The organism is Alteromonas portus (genome assembly GCF_005117025.1).
GTDB classification, from domain to species: Bacteria; Pseudomonadota; Gammaproteobacteria; order Enterobacterales; family Alteromonadaceae; genus Alteromonas; species Alteromonas portus.
In genome coordinates this window covers 635,126-656,645 of sequence record NZ_SWCO01000001.1, presented here as the reverse complement: position 1 = coordinate 656,645, position 21,520 = coordinate 635,126, and the positions used below count along the sequence as shown (strand labels likewise).

Below are 21,520 nucleotides of genomic sequence, written 5' to 3'. Positions count from 1 at the left end.
TCTTTACTGGTGCTCTGTACTTTAAAAGGTAAATTTGTTTATCCACAAATAAAAAAAGGCCGATTGCTCGGCCTTTTTTATCTAGATTCTAAAATTAGAAGCTAATTTGGTAGTTAAGACGGTAGTCACGACCAAAGTTGTTGTATAGGTCTTGGTTGTCCCACGTACCATTAGATGAGAACACTGGATCTTCATCAGTTACGTTGTTAACCGCTAGCGTGATTGAACCGTAGTCAGCCATGTCGAACGTATAAGTTACGTTGTGAATTAACCAGCTATCAAGCTTACCGTTGATGTCGTATGGACCAACGATAGTTTCGCCGTCTGCATCTACAGGCGCTGTTTCAAACTCAGACGTGCTGTCTGTGTAAGTCATGTTCCAAGCAAGTGTATGCTCTTCAAAGCTCCAAACTGCAGTAGCTACTGATTTGAATTCTGGGCTACCAGACCAACCAGCGATATCCTGAACGATGCCACCAACTTCAGTGTCGTAAGATAGTACGAACGAGTTAACGTTCTGGAAGCGGAAGTTACCGAATTCAGTTTCTAGGTTAGCGTTAACAGTAAAGTCAATACCTTCAATTTCGAAACCGGCACCGTTGAAGTATGAAGTACCAGCTTCAACTAGAACACCAGAATCTGCACGCTTCAGGTAGAAAGTTTCGTCTGAAGTGTCAGTATCTACCGAAACCGCAGTGATTAGGCCAGCAGCTTCGTCAGATAGAAGGTTTTGAAGAGACTTAGCTTGGATTACGTTATCAATCGAAAGATTGAAGTAATCAAGTTTAACGCTTAGGTTGTCGTTCACATCGTACGCTACACCAAGGTTGATGTAATCAGATGTTTCAGCATCTAGTTCAGCGTTAGCAGTGTAGTAAGTATCGTACTGACGAGAAACAGTAGAACCGTTATTGTAGTCAATTGCGCTTTCTGCAGAGAAAGTACGTGCAGCGTTCAGTAGGTCAAGACCTGGCGCACGGAAAGACTCAGAGTAAGAACCACGAAGTACAAGACCGTCAGCTAGTTCCCAACGAGCAGATACTGCTGGTGACAACTTGCTACCGAAATCAGAGTAGTCATCGTAACGAGCTTTAATGTTCACTTCTACAGTGTCAGAGAATGGAAGTACAGATTCGAAGAAGAATGCTGTTACGTCACGTTCACCTTGCGAAGAGTTACCCGCAGAACCACCGATTAGACCAGCTTCAGACTGACCGTCATAGATGTCAGCGTAAGTTTGTTCAAAGAACTCAGCGCCGAAGTAGTGAGCAACCATACCACCAGGTAGTTCGAACATGTCGAAACCGATACCTGCGTAGTACTGGTGGAAGCGTGAGCTAGACTCTTGAAGTGTTGTTGCTTTCATGTTCGCAACACCTTCATCAGAACCTAGGTCAATGTCGTTTGCTTCGTTGTAAGCAAGACCAGAGTAAGATAGGTAATACTGACCAACAGACTTGTTATCAGCCATGTTGAAGTGGTAGTAAACTTCCCACTCAGCATTGTTCCAATCTAGCATACCGCGAAGACCAGTAGTGTAGTCTTGGTTGTAGTCGTCTACGTTACCGTCACGAGTACCGATACCAACCCAGCGGAATAGACCGTATGCACCGTCTTCGCCATATGGGTTATGTGGGTTATCAGCAGACATGTTAGTCCATGCAGCAGCTGGAGGAGCGTAACGACCAAATGAAGAGTTTTGAACAACCATTGCTTGACCAAACCACTCAACATCTTCCATTACTTCGTAATCAGCACTTACATATAGTGTATTACGGTCGATTGATGCAGTGTTGTAAGATACGTTAGCAAACGCATACATACAGTACTCAGAACCTTCGCCCCAATCTTCGTCAGCGTCTACGCGACGGAATGTGTCTTCGCCGTATTCAGCGATAAGGCTGTCACAAAGAAGTGAAGGCTGTGCTTCTGAGAAGTCAGGAGACAATACAGTAGCACCGAAGTAAGACCAACCTACAGTGTCTGCAGTGTAAGCTTGGATATCGCCGTCGCCGTCAAAGTCACCAATTTTTGCTTTTGTGTAATCACGGTCTGCGTCAGAAATACCTTCACGACGCTGGTGATCGAATGAGAAAGTTACGTTACCTTTGTCGTTAGAAATACCACCAACAACTGAGAATTCAGCAGAAGTTGTACCTTCGTCCTGCTCACGCATACCAGCACCAACGTTGAAAGTTAGACCTTCAAAGTTGTCTTTAAGAATGATGTTTACAACACCAGCCATCGCGTCAGAACCATAGATTGAAGAAGCACCTTCAGTCATGATGTCGATACGCTCAACCGCAGCCATTGGAATAGCGTTAAGGTTTGCAGAAGCACCACCTAGTGTAGGTGAACCTGGGAAACGACGACCGTTAAGAAGTACTAGAGTACGACGAGAACCAGCACCACGAAGGTTGATAGTAGCTTGTGACTGTGCAGAACTACCTGAACGCTCTGAGAATGAACCGAAAGAGTTTAGTGAGCTTGAGCGAAGTGCGTCAGCAACAGTGAAGTCACCTTCAAGTTTGATGTCAGCAGCGGTAATAGAAACTACCGGAGCAGCGCCTTCTAGGTCAGTACGCTTGATACGTGAACCCGTTACTTCGATTTTTTCGACAGCAACAGCTTCTTGCTCTTCTTGTGCTTGAACAGCACCTGAGAATGAAAAAGCGGACGCAGCACCAAACGCGCACGCTAGCTTGACTGATTTAGCCAGCTTAGAATTTGTAAACATGTATTGTCTCCCTGGACTTGAAAATACGTTTTAGCATTTCAGCATCGTCTTTATAACGATTTATTATTAGTAAGGTTTGGACCTCATAATGATAATAAACACAAGCTCAATTCAGGGTCAACAAGGATCAGATAAACGGTCTTGAAAAGTTCAATTTTTTTTTCAGTATATTAAGAAAAGTTGTAACAAAATAACTACAAAATCAGAATAAACCCTTTCATAACATATAGATAACATGTCAAAAAAACACTAAATTTATTTTTGATTATTTTTTACACGGCGCTTTACGACCGGTCATTATTCAACCTTTATCAGTCTAATTTTTATACTAACAATTAAAAATCAAATTAACTGAAATAACTTTTTATCTTTACTTAAAGGTGCTCAATACTGTTTTAACAAGGCGAATGAATGTATGCACTTCCTTTAATTTAATCTCAGCACCTTATATAAAAGAACATTAAAACAACTATAGATTAACTTAATTTACAATATTGGTTCACTATTGCAGATAAAATCCCAATCGCCTACGCACAATTTCTGGTAACTCAGGCAGTGCACTTTTAGGGAGTAAAAAGGTCGCCATGTTGAAAAAGTCTAAATAAATGCGATTAGACTCAGTGGTCTTCTTAAGATAGTGGTGACCGGAAGAGCCCCCGGTCCCTATTTTGGTGCCTAACATGCGCTGCACCATCATTGCATGACGGTAGCGCCATATAGTGAGCTGCTCGTCTATTTCAGTTAGTGCGGTGATAAGTTGAAATGGAAGATTAAAGATAGGCTCTTCTGAATACTGCTTTATAAACAGCGCCGAAAGTAATGCCTTATGACTTAACCGGAATTTACTTTCGTTTCTAAGATTTTCGAATTTGGCTTCGTCGAATAAAGCGTCAAAGTTCTCCTTAGTAGCTTGAAGCTCTTTAAGTTCCTGACGCATTTCGTTTTCCGACAACATATCATTAGAAGAGATAGTTTGATGATCATCATCCAACATTTCGTCTGCCGCTTTTTTATAGTATTGCCAGAAGTCAAACTCTTCGGTTTTTAACAGCGGCATTCTAGATAGCCAGTTATCGACCAGTTCAAACAGGCTTGGCTTGCTTTCTAGGTTCTCCAGTAGCGCCCTGTCTTTATCTGTGAGTCGGTTATAAAAACTTTGCTTGTCGAAATCGATCCTAAAATCTCGCTTTAAGCCAAGGGCAATCTCTAAACGTTTAAACTGGATACTTTGAAAACCAGAAGCGGGTACTAGATAGTCTCTAAATGACAAAAATTGCTGCGGCGTCATGGTTTCCATAATAGCAATTTGATCATTCATTAATTTTTGAATTTGTATAACTCGCTGAAGCCTATGCACAACTGAAGTTAATTGCTGGTCTTTTACCGTTTCTTGATTAAATGTATCAATGACGGCATTGAGTTCGTGAAGAACCTGCTTGAACCATAGTTCATAAACTTGATGTACAATAATAAACAGCATTTCTTCGTGCGCCGCATCACCGTATTTCTCACTCTGCAATTCCTGCGCGCCCAATACTTTGTCTAAATGCAAGTAATCACCGTAATAGCAGGGCTCGATATTCTTTTTCATTTTATTGCCGCCTTTATACTGATTTGAACCATTTAATTCTATCACCGTCGATTCGACAACCACAGAATACAAGCTATACATTATAGGGTTACATAGCTAAGGATAATGTCGTATCGCGCTGAGCGTAAATGAATGTGTCCATATGAAGCAGAGGGTACTTATCAAGCTAAGGGCTTTTTTAAGCTAAAGGCTTCTTGGACTGCGAGCTTTTTTAAGTTAAACGTGTCTTTTAAGCTTAGGGCTTCTTGTGTAGCTTATTACACGCGGACTGTTCAAAGCGCGACAGCACGGCAAAAAAATTATAAGGGGAATAAACATGAAACTAGATGACGATATCCATAATTATTATGAACACCTTGTATTAGAAAGGATCAGCAAGCTTGGACTAGATAAGGCTAAAAGCCCTGATTACTTAGCCGACTTGTGCTGTCTTGCACTAAATCAGGTTCCGCCACGCTATATTCGATACGAAGTGGACATGGCTTTTTACCTACCGCAAAGCGAGCGTAATCAAATGGAAATGAATGTTGAACACGCTATAAGCAAAGCATTGAAATATCTAGATGAAACAGAGAAAAGCAAAAAAGGAAACACTGAAGAGGATACAGAATAGATATTTGGGTGGCGGGCCTCCAGCCACATCCCGGCACATGAGTCGTCTGCTGCGGCTGCTCCCTTCCAGGCCTGACCGGGTTCACAGAGTATCATTGCGGGAGGACCAAAAGCCCACCATAGAAAATCGCATTCAAAGCAAAGTCGTTCGCCCCTGCCTGAGTGCGGGGCGCATTATGACTATTTGGCTTTGAGTTTTCAACCCTTTATAGAAAATCTCTCTTCGGCAATAAGGTTTGCTACACGGTTTGTGGCCGCCCCCTCTCGCTCTGCGCGGATATAAATTTCTTTTAGCGTCTCACCGATTTGTTCAATATGTGCGCGCAGCGCATCGTTAGAACTCGATTCCATACGCTGATGGAAGATGTCGATAACCCCACCCGCATTGATAACGTAGTCAGGCGCGTACAAGATGCCCCTTTGCTGAAGCAACTCACCAATATCCTCGCGAGCCAATTGATTGTTTGCAGCACCTGCAATCACTTTTGCTTTAATTGCCGGTAGTGTTTGATCGTTTATTGCCGCACCTAAGGCACAAGGCGCTAACACATCTACGTCTAAACTTAATATTTCCTCTGGTGCCACTGCGGTTGCACCGAACTCTGCTACTGCTTTTTCCACACCTTCTGGATAGATATCAGCAACATAAAGTGTAGCGCCATGTTCGTGAAGGTGTTTGGCAAGTCGGTAACCAACGTGTCCCATTCCCTGTATGGCTACACTCACCCCCTCTAAGCTACGCTTTAGACCGTACTCAACAGTCGCTTTCAAACCAACAAATACACCGTATGCTGTCGACGGTGCTGGGTTTCCGTCAGGCACTTCACCTGCATAATGATATTGAGCTTTAACCCCTGCAATATAATCAGACTCAGTTGCCATGGTTTGCAAATCTGTTACTGAAATACCAGAGTCTTCAGCGGTGAAGTATTTTCCACCTAATGACTCTACAAACTTGCCCATCGCTTTCATCATTTCTGGCGACTTCGCTTTTCGAGGGTCGCCGATGATCACAGATTTTCCGCCGCCTAACTCCAAATTAGCCATAGCCGCTTTGTAAGTCATTCCCTTTGATAACCTCAGCACGTCGGTCAAGGCTTCACCACTGTTCACGTAAGGCCACATTCGACAACCACCAAGCGCAGGTCCAAGATTAGTATTGTGTACAGCAATAATGGCACTCAGGCCCGCCTTCTCGTCGTGATAAAACGCAACATGTTCATGATTATCGAACTCTGGGTGATCAAAAACTGACATATTTTCCCTATTGATACTGTAATGAGTTAACGCTTACCCAAGATTAAGCTGTCACGAATTCGAAACAGTGCTTGTTTGGGTTGGTGTGAGAGTCTGAATACAATTTGCGATACACTTAGTGGCCTTGCGTCGGCCTCGCAAACATCAGCAATATTGTACCAAGTGTATCTGATTGTTCTGAGGACAGGCCTTGCAAAGTTTGTTAATGAAATTTACAAACTGAAACGCAACAGAATTGAATACTATTTTTCTAGGACAGCTATCCTAGAATTTTTTTTGATATATAATAGCCATCATAAAAACGACGGAAACAGTGTTAATGAAATTGGATAAGTTTGACCGTGAAATTTTACGCGTTCTTCAGCAGGACGCCACGGTATCTATGGCAGATTTAAGTCAACGTGTCGGATTGTCACACACACCATGTTGGCGACGGGTCAAGCGAATGGAAGCTGACGGTATAATTCTTGGTAAAGTCACTTTGCTAAATAGCAAAAAACTTAACTTAGGCGTATCGGTCTTTATTTATGTCACGCTTAAGAATCATGACGGGGATTCACTGACCGATTTTGAAAATGCCGTACAAAACATCGATGAAATAGTAGAGTGCCATACTACTAGCGGTGAGAAAGATTATTTGCTTAAAGTGATAGTGGAAAGTATAGAAGAGTATGAATTCTTGCTTAAAACTAAACTCACTCACCTACCTCTTGTTGATCATTTAAGCTCTACATTCGCATTGAAGCAGGTGAAAAACACCACCGAGCTACCAATAAAACGTCAGTAGCACAAAAAATGGGGTCAGAGTACATTTATACCCTGACTCCTTAGCTTAAATAGCGTCTTTTTGGTTCTCTGGTTTAGCCAACTCAAATGCACTTAGCTCGTTACAATTTTTCGCTATTTTACTGATTAGCGGGTAGCGACTCATATCCACGTTAAAACGCTGCGCATTGTATACTTGCGGTACTAAGCATATGTCCGCTAGCGTCACGTCAAAATCGAAACAATATTTACCCGCTTGGGTTTGTAAGCGTTTTTCAATTCCATCAAAACCGAGTGCAATCCAATGAGCGGCCCATTTAGCTACATCATCTTGAGAAGCTTCAAAGTGCCCCTTTAATGCATTTAATACGCGTAGGTTGCCAATAGGCTGAATATCACAAGCGATATCTTGTGCTAATGCTCTCACTCTCGCCCGTTCTGTTAAGTGCTCAGGTACAAGTCTGTGCTCACTTTCGTACCTCTCGTCAAGATATTCAATAATGGCAAGTGACTGATTAAGAATAATGTCTTCGTCTTCGTCAACGAACGTTGGAACGAGGTGTGCGGGGTTCAGTCGTGAATACTCACTACTGTGCTGTTCACCACCATCGTTAACTAGATTAACCGGCACATACTCGTACTCAACCCCTTTTAAGTTCAGCGCAATGCGTGCGCGATACGAAGCCGTAGAACGCCAATAACCGTAAAGTTTTATGCTCATGTACTCACCACTTATTAAACGATTTCCGAGGAGCGCTTTTGCTTATTTGTTATAAGCACTCAGCTCCATTAATTAACAATAGTACGGAAAATAACAATGTGTCTGGCTTGTAATACCTATCTATCGAGTCATTTGCTATTTTCCGCCTAATGCACATGGCTAAAATATTAGCTAAGCGGTTTCACCTGCTGTTCAATGGCACCAAATACTGAGTGGCCTTCTGTATCGAGCATTTCAATGCGAATGCGGTCGCCAAACTGCATAAATGGGGTCGCGGGTTTACCGTCTCGAATCGTTTCAATCATGCGAACTTCCGCAATGCACGAATAACCTACCCCGCCTTCACTAATGGCAGAGCCGTGATCAGTACCTTGCTTATTTGACACAGTACCCGAGCCAATGATAGCGCCGGCGCCTAAGTTTCTACTCTTCGCAGCGTGCGCAACTAATTGGCCAAAATCAAATGTCATGTCTTGTCCTGCTTCAGGCTTGCCAAACAGTTCACCGTTATAGGTAGAACGCAACGGCAGATGCACTTTATTGTCTTTCCATGCATCACCTAATTCATCTGGTGTCACTGCCACAGGAGAGAAGCTTGAAGCTGGTTTAGATTGGAAGAACCCAAATCCTTTCGCCAGCTCGCCAGGAATTAGACCTCTAAGCGAAACATCGTTAACCAGCATAATGAGACGAATACGCTCTGAAGCCTGCTCAGGTGTGCACGCCATTGGAACATCGTCAGTAACAACGGCAACCTCACCCTCGAAGTCTATTCCCCAGTCATCGCTAGGTAATATGATGTCATCAAGAGGTCCGATAAAATCATCAGAACCACCCTGATACATTAGCGGGTCAGACCAAAAGCTCTCCGGCATTTCTGCGTTTCGAGCTTTTCTTACTAGCTCTACGTGATTCACATATGCACTTCCGTCTGCCCATTGATACGCTCTAGGCAGCGGTGACTCGCAGCGAGATGCGTCAAATGGCACACTGTCGCACGTATTATTATTAAGTTCTTGGTACTTCATTTGAAGCTGAGGTGCCATTTCTTTCCAGTTGTCCAGAGCTTGCTGCATAGTTTTCGCAATGTCTTGTGCACTGCACGCGCGAGAAAGATCCTTCGACACTACCATCAAGCAGCCATCACGGGTTTCATCTTTATAAGTCGCTAGTTTCATTGTTCTTTCCTCGACGGATATTTTACTTGCTGCGCTTGTAGCTCAGGCCTCACCGAATTTTGCGTTAACAACGCATGTGACGCTAAAGCGCTCGCAGTGTATAAAGGCTTAGTAGTTAAGCTTATAACGGTAATTCTATGACTATAGTTATGCCACTAGTTGGTACAGCTTGAGAAGTGTTGTAACTACGAAGTTTTATTTCCCTGTAAGAAAGGATGTACGCACGACAGGGTCAGTCGCATAGGTATTGCACGGCCTACTTGCTTTGTAGGCGATGTAAATTTTTCGTAACAGCCAATGAGACGCGGCGTTCAGGTAGAAAAGTGTAATATTTAAGGCAGTGCCGACCTTCGCCATTTAGCAAAGGTCGACACTCTTGTCAGTTAAAGTTTAACCGTAGCTTTATTAATGCCATACTCTCTAAGCTTATTGGCAATAGCTGTGTGGCTTAACCCCAGCTTTTTTGCTAATTGGCGTGTACTTGGATAAGACGGATATAACCGCTTCAGCAGGTCCTTTTCAAATTTCTTCACTTCTTCGTCCAAAGTGCCTTCAAAGTTTTCATCTATATAAGTAACGCTCGGAGCACAACTCGGAAGCTGAATGTCTTCTTTGGTGATTTCCTTTCCATCAAGAAGTGACAATGCGCGATACAATGCATTTTGCAGTTGCCTAACGTTGCCGGGCCACGGATACTGCTGAAGAAAGTCTACGCAAGATTTGCTGAGTTTCGCTGGACGTCGGCCTAGTTTAGTGCTGTGTTGCACGATAAAAGACTCGGCAAGAGGTACAATATCTTGTCTTCTGTCTTTTAATGATGGCATCACCAAGCTGAGTACGTTTAAGCGATAATATAACTCTTTTCTGAATCGGCCTTCTTCTACGAGCTGCCCTAAATCACGACATGTTGTGCAAATAAAGCGCACATCCACTTTGACCGGCTCTGAATCCCCTACTCTTCTAAATTCACCATCTTCAAGAACACGCAGTAATTTGGCCTGAAGCTGTGAAGACATATCAGCAATTTCGTCGAGTAATAAAGTACCGCCTTTCGCCTGTTCGAGAAGCCCTACTTTAGCGTTTGGTTGGTTAAACGCGCCTGCAGCATAACCAAACAACTCAGTTTCAGCCACACTGTCGGGCAAGGACGCACAGTTCAGCGCTAAGAAAGCACCTTCACTGCGGCGACTGGATTGATGACACGCTCTGGCAATCATCTCTTTACCTGTGCCTGTCTCGCCAAATATTAGAATAGGGGCGTCGAGGTCAGCTATTCGCTTCGCTTCATGAACAACGCGTTTCATAAATGGAGATTGCGTTATAAAGCGATCGAAGCTGTCAGTGGGCGACTGGTGAAACGCTGTAAATTGTTGACCAAGGCGCATTTCTGATTTCAATATAACCACACCACCCGCCATGATCATATTCTGCTCGCCGTCAGGTACAGTAATAGGCAGCATATCGGCGAGATAATCCTGTTGAATAAACTTAACTTTCGACGATTGTGGGCCAGGTGACTTACCATCCATCCACTTCGTAAAATTAAAGCCCTTCACAACTTCGCTAATTTCAGTACCTTCAATATCGGAACTGGGAATTTCCAAGCCAGCAGATACCGCCTCGTTGCACAACAAAATATGACCTTTAGCATCTATTGAGAACACGGGGTCTGGCAGGGTTCTTAAGATTGCAGAAAGCTGATTTTTTTCACGCTCTCCTGGCATGAAAAGCGTCGTTTTCACATCATCAATCCCATCAATGCGGCGAATTTGAGGCATGAGGTGCTGAAAATCGGCAAATTCGATATTGGGAAAATTAAGGAAAATTTTACCTGCGGGATCAATCTCAATACCGCGTAGGTCAATTTCTTTCGTAACGAGAATATCTAAAACATCTTGGGTAATACCAAGACGGTCCTGACAACTTATTTCTAGGCGCATAGGGTGTTATAGCTTTATTGTAAACATATTTGTACAGAATATCATACTTTTACAAAAAGATAACAATATAAATGTTACAGATGATTAAATTTGCGATGAATCACACGTCTAGGAACGTCTAAAGTAAGTTGTGAAAGGCGAGGCCGTGAATATAAATCAAAATGCCGCTTCAACGGGCGGCATCCTATATAAAACACATTTAATTAACAATAGTGTCAGCTGGCTTTTTTCTCTTTTGGAGGGAAAAGTGGGGAAAACAACCCTAATGATTTGGCTTTTTCCACAAGTGCCATGATATCCATTTCAGCTAATTCAAACAGATGGTCGAATTCCGGTAAGATATAATAAAGCGGCTGCATAATGTCTATGCGATAAGGTGTACGCAGCGCATCAATCACGGTAAGCGGGTTACGTAGTGGTGTGTCGCTGTCTAATGCATAAATAGTCTCGCCTGGTGAAGATAATATGCCGCCACCGTATATCTTCAGCTCATCCTTAGCACGCACCAATCCAAACTCTACCGTGAACCAATAAAGGCGAGCCAAATAAACTCTGTCTTCCTTGCTGGCAGCTAAGCCCAGTTTGCCATACGTGTGGGTGAAATGGGCAAATGCTGGATTGGTTAATAACGGGCAATGGCCAAACACTTCATGGAAAATGTCGGGCTCTTGCAGGTAATCAAACTCTTCTCGGGTACGAATGAAGGTAGCCACTGGGAATTGCTTGTTAGCTAACAACCTAAAGAATTCACCGAAATTTATTAATGCTGGTACTTCGGCAGTTTGCCACCCAGTTTTCTCCATCAATACTTTGTTGATATCTGGCAGCTGGGGAATTGCTTTCTCATTGAGTTTCAACAAGTCGAGACCATCCAAGTATTCTTGGCATGCGCGTTCTTTTACCAGGGGGATCTGTCGCTCATAAAGTTCCGACCAAATCTGATTCTCTTCGTCCGACCAATCAATGACGCCATTTTCGTCAGATTCTTTTGACTGGTATTGCGTGGATTTTGGCATAACTTCTGTAACCAATAGGTATTGAAAAACATGTCCATTAGTCTAATGAAATTCGTGAAGTCGAAAAGTGGAGGCACTCAGGAGGCTTCTGACTTTGCTGTAACAATTGTTTTACAAAAAGCTTAAACACTTTGATTTAATTAAATAAAAACCGCCCAATATGAGCGGTTTTTAGTTGAAACGTTTGTGAAGTTTTAAACCAGTTAAAGACGGCTAATTTCTTTATTAAGCTGATACTCGCGAGACGTTACGTAGGTTTCCATTTTGCGAAGACGTGCTTCAGCTTTTTCAAAGCGATTTCGAATATCATGAAACGCCTGCTTGGGTGGCTCGCCCGCCTGCCAAACTTTCGTTTTCACTTCTACTTTTGGACTTTTTACTTGTCCACCATTTGGGTTTGTCCAACCTTTACCTTTTGAAAACATGGGTTGTGTTGGCGCATTTTTCAATCCGATAGGCTTTTTATCGAGAATAAACCAAGCCGCGATATAAGCAACAAAGATGAAAGGCCCAGCTAATAAAAAGAACCCTGTTACAACCAAAATTCGAACTAACCAGGTTTCAAGACCAAAATACTCTGCTATGCCTGAACAGACACCTGCGATCCTTGCATTTTCTGGGTTGCGATAGAGCTGTTTACCATTTCTCATGCTCTATTCCTCCACTCGGGTGCCTCACTATCCAAAATGGCCTCTAGTGTCTCGATGCGCTCACTCATCTTCTCGGCTTTTTCAGCAAGATCTTGTAAAGAAGCATGTTCTTCTGAACTTAACCCCTGATTGACCTGCTTTTTGCTGCGGTAATGTAAAATTAGCCATATGGGAGCCACGAATATTGAGAACACCACAAGGGGCATAACCAACACTGCAATTGTACCTTCATCCATCTCAATCTCTCCTACAAACTCTGATGTAATTACCCTCTTCACGATCCCTTATCAAGAGGGTACACCTCACTCTTATTATTCTGATTTTTCAGTGCTTTTATTTGCACCTTTCACTTTCGCTTTCAGCGCAGCTAGCTCGTCTTCCACTTTATCGCTAGCCTCTAATTCTGCAAACTCGTCTTGCAGAGTCTTTTTACCTAAATCATAGGCTTCAACTTGTGACTCTAGGTCATCAATTTTACGCTCGTACTGCTCAAAGCGTCCCATTGCATTGTCAACTTTAGTGCTATCTAGCGTCTTTTTCACTTCAAGACGAGAACTAGCAGTTTTCTGACGCATAATAATCGCTTTTTGACGACTCTTGGCATCTGCAAGCTTTTCTTGAAGTTGGCCAATTTCGTCCTGAAGCTTGGTGATTTGCTCATCAACAATGGCCAATTCTTTACTAAGCGCGTCAGCAGCTTCTGCAGACTTTTTCTTTTCCTGCAGTGCAGCGCGTGCTAAGTCTTCTCTATCCTTACTCAAGGCAAGTTCAGCCTTTGCTTCCCAATCGCTTGCATCGCTTTCATACTTTGCAATTTGGTTCACAATTTCTTTTTTATTGGCCAAGGTTTTGGCAGATGCAGAGCGCACCTCCACCAATGTGTCTTCCATTTCCTGAATGATTAATCTAACCATTTTCTCAGGATCTTCCGCCTTATCTAAAAGCGCATTAATATTCGAATTCACAATATCTGTAAAACGCGAGAAGATACCCATAATAATTACCTCTTGCTAAAAATGGTAAGTGTTAAAAAACACCACACTTGATAAATAGGTTACTCTTGGTAAGTGTTGTATTCAATATGCTTGCCAACTTTCTAGATAAGCTAAACCTCTATTTTTTATATGTTTTTTATTCGACCAAATAATACTCGTTTATCTATTTATTTTGTTCTACACTACTAATTGGTCGAAATGACTAATTTTTGAGGGATTTAATGAGTAGGTATCGACAGCAAGACAATTTACTTGGCCAAGCGAATAGTTTTCTAGAAGTTTTAGAGCAAATTTCACAGATTGCGCCGCTAGACAAACCAGTCCTTGTTATAGGTGAGCGAGGCACGGGTAAAGAGCTGATCGCAGCCCGACTTCATTTCCTCTCAAAGCGCTGGGATCAAAACTACATCAAACTAAACTGCGCAGCGTTAAGCGAAAGCTTGTTAGAAAGTGAGCTTTTCGGCTACGAAGCTGGCGCGTTTACCGGTGCCTCAAAACGTCGTGAAGGTCGCTTTGAAGTGGCCCACAACGGCACTTTATTTCTTGATGAACTGGCTAATACTTCTGGCCTTATCCAGGAAAAGCTACTGCGCGTTGTCGAATATGGCGAATTTGAGCGCGTTGGCGGAAGCAAGTCAGTGAAAACTGATGTGCGCCTTATCGCAGCGACAAACGAAGACTTACCCGCACTTGCCGATGCAGGTGAATTTCGTGCAGACTTACTCGACAGACTTGCCTTTGACGTAATTACCATTCCTCCACTTCGCGAACGTCGTGAAGACATCATGATGTTAGCTGAAAACTTTGCCATTAATATGGCCCGTGAAATGGAAATGGAATTATTTAGCGGATTTACCGAGAAAGCCAAACGCACCCTGCTCGACTATGATTGGCCCGGTAATATCCGAGAGCTCAAAAATGTGGTCGAGCGCGCGGTATATCGAACAAACAACCCTCACTTGCCTGTACATGAAATCATTCTAGACCCCTTTGAGTCAGCTTATCGTCCTAAAGGTAGGGTGAAGACCAATGACAGAGTAAATGCATCAGACTCGCCCGCTATTCACTCCCCTTCAGAAGCTTCTCCCATTACGGAACGCATTGAAAGCGCTGACGTTACGCCTCTTGCACCAGTGAAAAAGCAGGAAATTGTAGAATATCCCATAGATTTGAAAGAACGCTCTCAACAACATGAGATAGATATGATAAAACAGGCACTTGCTGATAGTCAGTTTAATCAAAAGAAAACCGCAGAAAAATTGAGCCTAACTTATCATCAGCTGCGAGGCTATCTCAAAAAATATAATTTATTAGATTCATCCGCTGAAAGCGTCGAGGCGTAAAGCATGTCCCATGGTTTGGTAAAGCGTTTGTCATTATGTATATGTACGGCGCTTCTTGTTGCATCCTGTGCTAAACAGAATAAACAAGCATTTTACAACACGGGCATCATTTACTGCTCTGAAAGCAATCCAGTTACCTTCAACCCCCAGCTCGACACGTCAAGTACAACATCGGACGCAACCTCTCACCAGCTATACGACAGACTACTCGATTTCGATCCGAACTCGGGTCGTATTGTGCCAAGCTTAGCGAGTAGCTGGTTGGTGAGCGATGACGGACTTACCTATGCTTTCCAGCTTCGCAAGGATGTTTGGTTTCATACAACAAACTATTTCAAGCCAACACGAAATTTCAACGCCGATGATGTTATTTTCAGTATCAACCGGTGGCGTTTACGCTCGCATCCTTACCATTATGTGTCAGGTGGGCGTTATCCGTATTTTGAAAGTATTGGTCTTGCTCAGAATATCGCGTCAGTTGAACGGGTAAACGGCTATCGTGTTGAAATTACGCTTAAACGTCGTGACAGCTCATTTTTGTCTAATTTAGCCACAGACTTCGCCGTTATTTTGTCTGAAGAATATGCCGCGCAGCTTGCCGAAGCTGGAACACCTAGCAAAATTGATGAGCTTCCCGTTGGCACAGGGCCATTCAAATTCAACAGCTATCGCAAAGACCATTTTATTAAGTATTTACGCCATGATAACTACTGGCGTACACAAGCACTTGAAGAAGATGACAACAGCGATAGCAACTTAACATCAGAGCTACAAAGTTTAAGCCAGCAACAAAAGTTAGAAGCACCCTTAGTTGACCAGCTCATTTTTGACATCACCCCAAGAAGCTCATTACGACTAGCGAAGCTTATGACTGGGGAATGTGACGCTACGGCGTTTCCCGCGCAAACCGAGCTTGAAGTTATTCGCACCGAAGACGACCTGACATTAGCTGAAAAACCGGGGTTGAACATTGGCTTTTGGGCCTTTAATACCCAACGTCCACCATTTGATAACCCTGATGTAAGACGGGCGCTTGCTGCCGCTATAGACAAGAATACCTTATTAGAAGCCGTGTATTTCGATAGTGCTACACGGGCGAAAACCTTGCTGCCAGCAGCAAGCTGGGCATTTCAAAATGATGCAGATGACACGGCCTACAACCCGGTATTGGCCCGCAAATTACTGGCTGATGCAGGTGTAGCACCAGGATTCTCTATGACTATATGGGCAATGCCTGTTGAACGCGCTTACAATCCTAATGCAACAAAAATGGCCGAGCTTATTCAGCGTTATCTTCGCGATGTGGGTGTTGAAGCCACCATTGTAAGTTACGACTGGACAACATTTAGGCGCCACCTTCAAGAAGGCCTGCACGACTCTGTGCTTATTGGCTGGTCTGCTGATAACGGTGACCCCGATAACTTTTACCGCCCCCTACTGAGCTGCGGCGCCATCCCCTCAGGAACAAACCGCGCTATGTGGTGTAATGACGATTACGATAAGCTACTTAACCAAGCCCTTCAAACCGATGATATTGAAGAACGTACTGCTATTTATAGGCAAGTTAATCGGCTATTATACGAACGTCTTCCGTTAGTACCCATTGCCCATGCCTATCGCTATCAAGCATACAGAAACGAATTAGAAGGCATGACTATAAATCCCTTTGGTGGTGTTCGCTTTGGCGGGGTAGAAAAAACACTGTGATCCAGATTCTCGTAAGATATTGCACCTTATTCGTATTAACCCTCTTAGTGCTTACGATCATTTCGTTTTCACTCGCGTACCTTTTCCCGGGTGATACCCTAGAAAACTTGACCGGGCTTGTGCCTCAAAACGAGATTCAGCGTGCCGCACTAGAGAAACAGTTCAAGCTAGACCAATCCTATGTTATTCAGTTTATCTACTATGTGGGTAATTTACTTACGGGAGATTGGGGATATAGCTTTACCTCTGGCCTGCCACTTAGGGAAGAAGTAGGTATTGCCATGCCCGCTACTATTGAATTGGCAACCTATGCGATGTTAATGGCTTTATTTATAGGAATACCTTTAGGGTATTATGCTGGTATTCGCTGTTACTCAACCTCTGATCATCTAATAAATAGTACAAGCATTACTACCTATTCATTTCCCGTTTTCTGGTTTGCATTGCTGCTTATTCTAATATTTAGTTTGCAGTTAGACGTGGCTCCACTGTCTGGTCGAATAAGCTTAATTTACGACATAGAACCGGTTACCGGTTTTATTTTGTTTGACGTGTTACTGTCAGATATCGAAAACAAATCTTTGGCTTTCAAAGATGCGTTGTCTCACCTAGCGCTGCCCACATTTGCTATCGGTGCCATTACTACGGCCTCAATGATTCGCATAACGAGGCGCTCTGTTATAGACGTGAAGCATCGTCCTTACATTGCGGCTGCCCTGTCACGCGGGCTTTCTAGTTGGCAAATATTTTTCCGTCATATTCTTCGTAATGCGCTGCTTCCCATTTTACCGTTAATGGCAATTCAAATTACTACGCTTATAACGAATGCTATGATTGTTGAAACCTTATTTTCATGGCCGGGCATTGGCAACTGGTTGATTCAGGCTATTTATCAACGAGATTACCCTGCTCTTCGTATAGGCATGATGGCGGTATCTACAGTGGTGATCACACTAACAATTCTTGTTGATTTATTTAACCGTATGATTGACCCAAGCAGAGAGAAATACGAGCGTGCCACAGTTTAGTTTGTACGAAGAAGAGTTCCACCCATCACCGTGGCAACGGACCTGGGCGTCGTTCAAGGCCAGCCACATTTCGATGCTTGGCCTAATCATGCTAGCTCTATTTGTTGTATGTGCATTGTTTGCTCCTCTCATCACACCTTATGATGCGGTAGAACAAAACATTGATGGGCTGTTAATACCGCCAAGCTGGTTAGCCAATGGATCGATTTCTCATCTATTCGGTACAGATGCGTTAGGACGCGACTTATTTACGCGTATTATTTATGGGTGCAGAACTACGTTGGGTTCGGCATTTATTACGGTTGTACTCGCTCTGTTAGTGGGTGTGAGCTTAGGCACACTCGCTGGCATGCTAAGGGGGGTTCGGTCAAGTGTGGTAAACCACTTACTCGATGCTCTCATGGCTATTCCTACCCTTCTAATTGCCATCATTATTGTTGCAATACTGGGTACGGGCTTGGTCAATAGTATGTGGGCAATCACGTTGGCCTTAATTCCTCAGTTTGTGCACCATACGCGCAGCTTTGTGCGTGCAGAAATGAAGAAAGACTATATTGTTGCATCAACACTCGATGGGGCAAGCAAATGGCAGCTCTTTGTTCATTCTATCTTACCCAATATGACGGAAATGCTTGTGGTTCAGGGTACGCTAGCGCTTTCAATCGCGGTTATCGATATTTCAGCACTGGGCTTCTTAAATTTAGGTGCCCAATCTCCGTTACCTGAGCTAGGAGTTATTTTAGCTGACGGATTAGATGTAGCTTACTTGGCACCATGGAACGTAGCGGTACCCGGCATGACGATATTTTTTATTGTACTGTCTATTAACATTGTAGGTGATGGCCTGCGTTCTTCGCTTAGAAAAAGGGTGAGTCACTAATATGCCAATGCTTGATATTAAAAACCTCACTTTAGAAATGCAGAACGGCGACGGCACAATAAAAGCATTGGACAAGGTGAATTTGTCGGTGAGTTCGGGAGAGATCCGCGCTCTGGTGGGCGAGTCAGGTTCAGGAAAGAGTCTGATTGTTTCTGCAATCTGCGGAGCACTGCCCAATCAATGGAACTTAACTGCCGATCGCATGAGCTGGAATGGTGAAAACCTCTTAGGCATGTCGGTGCAACAGCGTCGCGAAGTAATGCGCCGTGAAATCGCGGTGGTTTTCCAAAACCCGCAGGCTAGTTTGGACCCGTCAGCCCCCCTTGGCGAGCAACTCGAAGAGAGTATTCCTGATGAATTCGTGGAAGGCAGATGGTTTTGGCAACGGGCTCAGCATAGAAAGAAGATAGCTATTAGTACCGTGCATAAGGTGGGCATAAAGCATCATAAGCATTATTTGAGCGCATTCCCCCACCAAATTCCGGCTGACATTGGGCAAAAATTCATGATTGCGATGGCATTGGTGTCACAGCCAAAACTTCTTATCGCTGATGACCCCACACGCGGCATGGAGCCTACAACAAAAACACAAATTCTTAAGCTCTTCACGCGTTTGAATCAAACCCGCTCACTCTCAATTTTGTTTGTTAGCCACGACCTTCTAGCTATAGCGAGTATGTCTCACTCTATGACGGTGCTTTACGCCGGGCAGACCGTTGAATCAGGTAGAATGAAACATATTAAAAAGCGTCCGCTGCACCCTTACACTAAGGCGCTGCTAGATAGTGCTCCCAGTTTCAGAAAGGATTTGCCGCCGAAGTCGTTACTCCCTACGCTAAGCGGCTCGATTCCAACACTTCAACATTTACCTATTGGGTGCCGATTGGGGCCACGCTGCCCACGTGCGCAACGCGCTTGTGTTCAAACCCCAGCGGTGCGTAAGATCCATGATCACAGCTACAGTTGCCATTACCCGCTTCATATGGAGAAACTGTGATGGATATCTTGCAGGTAAAAGATCTCACGTTTATACACAACGAAAAAAAGCGCTGGTTAAAACGGCCCGAAGTATTTCAACTTGGCCCAGTTAGCCTAAGTGTAAAGCGGGGAGAAACCATCGCCATCATTGGTGAAAACCGTTCAGGTAAATCCTTGCTGGCAAAACTTTTAGTAGGCGCACTGCCTGCCGATGCAGGTGAAATCGAAATAAACACCCATAAATATTTAGCCAAATATCAGTCGAAAGACGGGCAGCGCAAACGTACCCATGATATTCGCATGATTCTGCAGCACAGTTCAGAGTCGATGAATCCCTCCGTACCCGTTGGTAAAATTCTAGACGAACCTTTGCGTTTAAATACGGGGCTAAGCGAAGCCGAGCGCAAACCAATTATTGAAGATATGTTGGTAAAAGTTGGGCTTTTACGCGAACACTATTACTTTTACCGGCATATGCTTTCTGATGGACAACAGCAGCGCGTAGCCCTAGCCAGAGCCATTGTGTTAAAACCCAAGGTATTAGTGGCTGATGAACCCTTTGCTGCGCTAGATCCCACTATTCGCTCACAAACCGTGAACCTTATTTTGCAACTTCAACAAGAGCTAGGATTAGCCTTTATTTTTATCAGCCACAACTTAGGTATTGTACGCCACATTGCTGATAGAATTATTGTAATGGAAAGCGGTGAAATTGTAGAGGAAGGGAAGGCCGAAACCATCTTTAGATGGCCGCAGCATACTCGTACTAAAAAGCTTGTTACCGCGTACCAGTCGTTGGTACCGCAAAATACTATTCGTGAATAACCTAACCAGTATGTAGGTACCTGTTATTCTTGAAAAGTACATTTACACAAAGTGTCTTGCTTGGTTCAACCTAATAGCCTCCTAAATTACGGCTGCAAAGGTAAATTGAAGCCATAAAAAAGGGGCATTTAATGCCCCTTTTACAGAAATGCTATTTGTACTTTTTAACCCACTAGTGCCAACAAAATACCTGCGGCAACTGCGCTACCTAGTACGCCCGCCACGTTAGGCCCCATTGCGTGCATAAGTAAGAAGTTATGAGGGTTTGCTTCCAGTCCAACCTTGTTCACGACCCTCGCTGCCATTGGTACAGCAGAAACGCCAGCAGCGCCAATCAGCGGATTTATACTTCCACCCGACATCTTGCTCATTAGCTTTGCCATAAGTACACCCGCAGCTGTGCCTATACCAAAAGCGATAGCGCCAAGCCCCAAAATACCAAGGGTTTCAACCGTAAGAAAGGCTTCGGCTGACAACTTAGAGCCTACGGCTAAACCTAGGAAAATAGTAACCGTATTGATGAGTTCGTTTTGGGCTGTTTTGCTTAATCTATCTACAACACCACACTCTTTCATTAGGTTTCCAAAGCAGAACATACCTACAAGTGGCGTAGCTGCTGGTAAAAACAAGATGGTCATAAACAAAACTGCGAGTGGAAAGATAATCTTCTCTCTCTTTGACACAGGTCGAAGCTGCCCCATTTTTATCTCGCGTTCTTCTTTAGTGGTCAACGCTTTCATGATTGGCGGCTGGATAATAGGCACCAATGCCATGTAAGAGTATGCAGCGACTGCAATCGCACCAAGTAAGTCAGGTGCAAGCCGCGACGCGAGGAAAATAGCCGTTGGCCCATCTGCGCCACCAATAATAGCAATGGCGCTTGCATCCTTTAGCGTAAACTCAAAACCAGGTATGAGATTTAACGCTATAGCGCCAAATAAGGTAGCAAAAATGCCGAACTGCGCAGCTGCGCCAAGTAACAACATTTTGGGGTTAGCAATGAGCGCACTAAAGTCAGTCATTGCGCCAACGCCCATAAAGATGAGTAAAGGAAATACCCCTGTATCTATACCAATTTTGTAGATGTAGTAAAGTAACCCACCTACTTCTGAAAACCCAGCTATAGGGATGTTAGTAAGCAGTGCTCCAAACCCAATAGGCAGTAAAAGCAATGGCTCAAACTTCTTAACAATGGCTAAGTACAGCAAGCCAAAACCTACCGCCATCATAATCAGCTGGCCGGCTTCAAAGTGCGCAAGTGCGGTACTATCCCAAAGCACCATTAACTTATCCATGT

At 43.7% G+C, this 21,520-nt stretch carries 19 protein-coding genes and 1 other RNA gene; 8 read left to right on the top strand and 12 right to left on the bottom strand.

Annotated elements, in window-relative coordinates:
* Positions 1 to 94 precede the first annotated feature (94 nt).
* A complete protein-coding gene (locus tag E5672_RS02695) occupies positions 95 to 2,737 on the bottom strand; it encodes a TonB-dependent receptor plug domain-containing protein (RefSeq protein WP_136780805.1) in 2,643 nt (880 codons plus the stop codon).
* A gap of 502 nt (positions 2,738 to 3,239) precedes the next feature.
* Positions 3,240 to 4,328, bottom strand: a complete 1,089-nt coding sequence (locus E5672_RS02690) for a tryptophan 2,3-dioxygenase family protein (RefSeq protein ID WP_136780804.1) — start codon at positions 4,326 to 4,328, stop codon at positions 3,240 to 3,242.
* 316 nt (positions 4,329 to 4,644) lie between these two features.
* On the opposite strand from E5672_RS02690, the gene E5672_RS02685 reads away from it, so the two are divergent.
* On the top strand, positions 4,645 to 4,941 hold the full coding sequence (locus tag E5672_RS02685) for a late competence development ComFB family protein (protein WP_136780803.1): 297 nt from the start codon (positions 4,645 to 4,647) through the stop codon (positions 4,939 to 4,941).
* Between the two features lie 14 nt (positions 4,942 to 4,955).
* On the opposite strand, the gene ffs is transcribed toward E5672_RS02685, so the two are convergent.
* Positions 4,956 to 5,052, bottom strand: an RNA gene (gene ffs, locus E5672_RS02680) — signal recognition particle sRNA small type.
* 86 nt (positions 5,053 to 5,138) lie between these two features.
* A complete protein-coding gene (locus E5672_RS02675) occupies positions 5,139 to 6,197 on the bottom strand; it encodes a Glu/Leu/Phe/Val dehydrogenase dimerization domain-containing protein (RefSeq protein ID WP_136780802.1) in 1,059 nt (352 codons plus the stop codon).
* A 319-nt stretch (positions 6,198 to 6,516) separates the two neighbouring features.
* Here E5672_RS02675 and E5672_RS02670 point away from each other — a divergent pair, with 319 nt between their 5' ends.
* Positions 6,517 to 6,984 (top strand): Lrp/AsnC family transcriptional regulator, encoded by a 468-nt coding sequence (locus E5672_RS02670; RefSeq protein ID WP_014948689.1) that lies wholly within the window; start codon positions 6,517 to 6,519, stop codon positions 6,982 to 6,984.
* 45 nt (positions 6,985 to 7,029) lie between these two features.
* Here the strand turns inward: E5672_RS02670 and maiA are convergent, their stop codons facing one another.
* The 7 genes from maiA to pspA all read right to left on the bottom strand — a co-directional run bounded on the left by maiA (position 7,030) and on the right by pspA (position 13,462).
* The gene (maiA, locus tag E5672_RS02665; RefSeq protein ID WP_136780801.1) at positions 7,030 to 7,683 is read right to left on the bottom strand and encodes a maleylacetoacetate isomerase; all 654 of its coding nucleotides are present in this window, start codon (positions 7,681 to 7,683) and stop codon (positions 7,030 to 7,032) included.
* A gap of 167 nt (positions 7,684 to 7,850) precedes the next feature.
* A complete protein-coding gene (locus E5672_RS02660) occupies positions 7,851 to 8,861 on the bottom strand; it encodes a fumarylacetoacetate hydrolase family protein (RefSeq protein WP_136780800.1) in 1,011 nt (336 codons plus the stop codon).
* Between the two features lie 383 nt (positions 8,862 to 9,244).
* A complete protein-coding gene (gene tyrR / locus E5672_RS02655) occupies positions 9,245 to 10,801 on the bottom strand; it encodes a transcriptional regulator TyrR (RefSeq protein WP_136780799.1) in 1,557 nt (518 codons plus the stop codon).
* Between the two features lie 215 nt (positions 10,802 to 11,016).
* The gene (gene phhA / locus E5672_RS02650; protein WP_136780798.1) at positions 11,017 to 11,817 is read right to left on the bottom strand and encodes a phenylalanine 4-monooxygenase; all 801 of its coding nucleotides are present in this window, start codon (positions 11,815 to 11,817) and stop codon (positions 11,017 to 11,019) included.
* A 203-nt stretch (positions 11,818 to 12,020) separates the two neighbouring features.
* Positions 12,021 to 12,467, bottom strand: coding sequence for an envelope stress response membrane protein PspC (gene pspC / locus E5672_RS02645; RefSeq protein WP_136780797.1), 447 nt, complete (start codon positions 12,465 to 12,467; stop codon positions 12,021 to 12,023).
* A complete protein-coding gene (gene pspB / locus E5672_RS02640) occupies positions 12,464 to 12,703 on the bottom strand; it encodes an envelope stress response membrane protein PspB (RefSeq protein ID WP_136780796.1) in 240 nt (79 codons plus the stop codon). The genes pspC and pspB overlap by 4 nt, the downstream gene beginning before the upstream one ends.
* A gap of 75 nt (positions 12,704 to 12,778) precedes the next feature.
* A complete protein-coding gene (pspA, locus tag E5672_RS02635; RefSeq protein ID WP_136780795.1) occupies positions 12,779 to 13,462 on the bottom strand; it encodes a phage shock protein PspA in 684 nt (227 codons plus the stop codon).
* Positions 13,463 to 13,683: 221 nt separating this feature from the next.
* Here pspA and pspF point away from each other — a divergent pair, with 221 nt between their 5' ends.
* Genes pspF through E5672_RS02605 form a run of 6 tightly spaced genes read left to right on the top strand, consistent with a single transcriptional unit; the run spans position 13,684 to position 20,223 of the window.
* Positions 13,684 to 14,805 (top strand): phage shock protein operon transcriptional activator, encoded by a 1,122-nt coding sequence (gene pspF, locus E5672_RS02630; protein ID WP_136780794.1) that lies wholly within the window; start codon positions 13,684 to 13,686, stop codon positions 14,803 to 14,805.
* A 3-nt stretch (positions 14,806 to 14,808) separates the two neighbouring features.
* Positions 14,809 to 16,512 carry an ABC transporter substrate-binding protein gene (locus E5672_RS02625; RefSeq protein ID WP_136780793.1) on the top strand — a complete coding sequence of 568 codons (1,704 nt, stop codon included), beginning with the start codon at positions 14,809 to 14,811 and terminating at the stop codon, positions 16,510 to 16,512.
* Positions 16,509 to 17,540 (top strand): ABC transporter permease, encoded by a 1,032-nt coding sequence (locus tag E5672_RS02620; RefSeq protein WP_167483119.1) that lies wholly within the window; start codon positions 16,509 to 16,511, stop codon positions 17,538 to 17,540. Before E5672_RS02625 ends, E5672_RS02620 begins: the two co-directional genes overlap by 4 nt.
* A complete protein-coding gene (locus E5672_RS02615; protein ID WP_136780792.1) occupies positions 17,527 to 18,420 on the top strand; it encodes an ABC transporter permease subunit in 894 nt (297 codons plus the stop codon). Before E5672_RS02620 ends, E5672_RS02615 begins: the two co-directional genes overlap by 14 nt.
* A gap of 1 nt (position 18,421) precedes the next feature.
* Complete coding sequence (locus E5672_RS02610) at positions 18,422 to 19,417, top strand: peptide ABC transporter ATP-binding protein (RefSeq protein ID WP_136780791.1); 996 nt, start codon at positions 18,422 to 18,424, stop codon at positions 19,415 to 19,417.
* Positions 19,417 to 20,223 (top strand): ATP-binding cassette domain-containing protein, encoded by an 807-nt coding sequence (locus tag E5672_RS02605; RefSeq protein ID WP_136780790.1) that lies wholly within the window; start codon positions 19,417 to 19,419, stop codon positions 20,221 to 20,223. Before E5672_RS02610 ends, E5672_RS02605 begins: the two co-directional genes overlap by 1 nt.
* Positions 20,224 to 20,387: 164 nt before the next feature.
* On the opposite strand, the gene E5672_RS02600 is transcribed toward E5672_RS02605, so the two are convergent.
* On the bottom strand, positions 20,388 to 21,518 hold the full coding sequence (locus E5672_RS02600) for a sodium ion-translocating decarboxylase subunit beta (RefSeq protein ID WP_136780789.1): 1,131 nt from the start codon (positions 21,516 to 21,518) through the stop codon (positions 20,388 to 20,390).
* Positions 21,519 to 21,520: the final 2 nt, after the last annotated feature.

Bases quoted from the DNA above. Each gene is read 5' to 3' on its own strand.
- E5672_RS02690 (WP_136780804.1), bottom strand. From the start codon at position 4,328: ATGAAAAAGAATATCGAGCCCTGCTATTACGGTGATTACTTGCATTTA.
- E5672_RS02610 (WP_136780791.1), top strand. From the start codon at position 18,422: ATGCCAATGCTTGATATTAAAAACCTCACTTTAGAAATGCAGAACGGC.
- pspF (WP_136780794.1), top strand. From the start codon at position 13,684: ATGAGTAGGTATCGACAGCAAGACAATTTACTTGGCCAAGCGAATAGT.
- E5672_RS02660 (WP_136780800.1), bottom strand. From the start codon at position 8,861: ATGAAACTAGCGACTTATAAAGATGAAACCCGTGATGGCTGCTTGATG.
- E5672_RS02675 (WP_136780802.1), bottom strand. From the start codon at position 6,197: ATGTCAGTTTTTGATCACCCAGAGTTCGATAATCATGAACATGTTGCG.
- E5672_RS02685 (WP_136780803.1), top strand. From the start codon at position 4,645: ATGAAACTAGATGACGATATCCATAATTATTATGAACACCTTGTATTA.
- E5672_RS02605 (WP_136780790.1), top strand. From the start codon at position 19,417: ATGGATATCTTGCAGGTAAAAGATCTCACGTTTATACACAACGAAAAA.
- E5672_RS02600 (WP_136780789.1), bottom strand. From the start codon at position 21,518: ATGGATAAGTTAATGGTGCTTTGGGATAGTACCGCACTTGCGCACTTT.
- pspA (WP_136780795.1), bottom strand. From the start codon at position 13,462: ATGGGTATCTTCTCGCGTTTTACAGATATTGTGAATTCGAATATTAAT.
- E5672_RS02670 (WP_014948689.1), top strand. From the start codon at position 6,517: ATGAAATTGGATAAGTTTGACCGTGAAATTTTACGCGTTCTTCAGCAG.
- pspB (WP_136780796.1), bottom strand. From the start codon at position 12,703: ATGGATGAAGGTACAATTGCAGTGTTGGTTATGCCCCTTGTGGTGTTC.
- maiA (WP_136780801.1), bottom strand. From the start codon at position 7,683: ATGAGCATAAAACTTTACGGTTATTGGCGTTCTACGGCTTCGTATCGC.
- E5672_RS02695 (WP_136780805.1), bottom strand. From the start codon at position 2,737: ATGTTTACAAATTCTAAGCTGGCTAAATCAGTCAAGCTAGCGTGCGCG.
- pspC (WP_136780797.1), bottom strand. From the start codon at position 12,467: ATGAGAAATGGTAAACAGCTCTATCGCAACCCAGAAAATGCAAGGATC.
- E5672_RS02625 (WP_136780793.1), top strand. From the start codon at position 14,809: ATGTCCCATGGTTTGGTAAAGCGTTTGTCATTATGTATATGTACGGCG.
- tyrR (WP_136780799.1), bottom strand. From the start codon at position 10,801: ATGCGCCTAGAAATAAGTTGTCAGGACCGTCTTGGTATTACCCAAGAT.
- phhA (WP_136780798.1), bottom strand. From the start codon at position 11,817: ATGCCAAAATCCACGCAATACCAGTCAAAAGAATCTGACGAAAATGGC.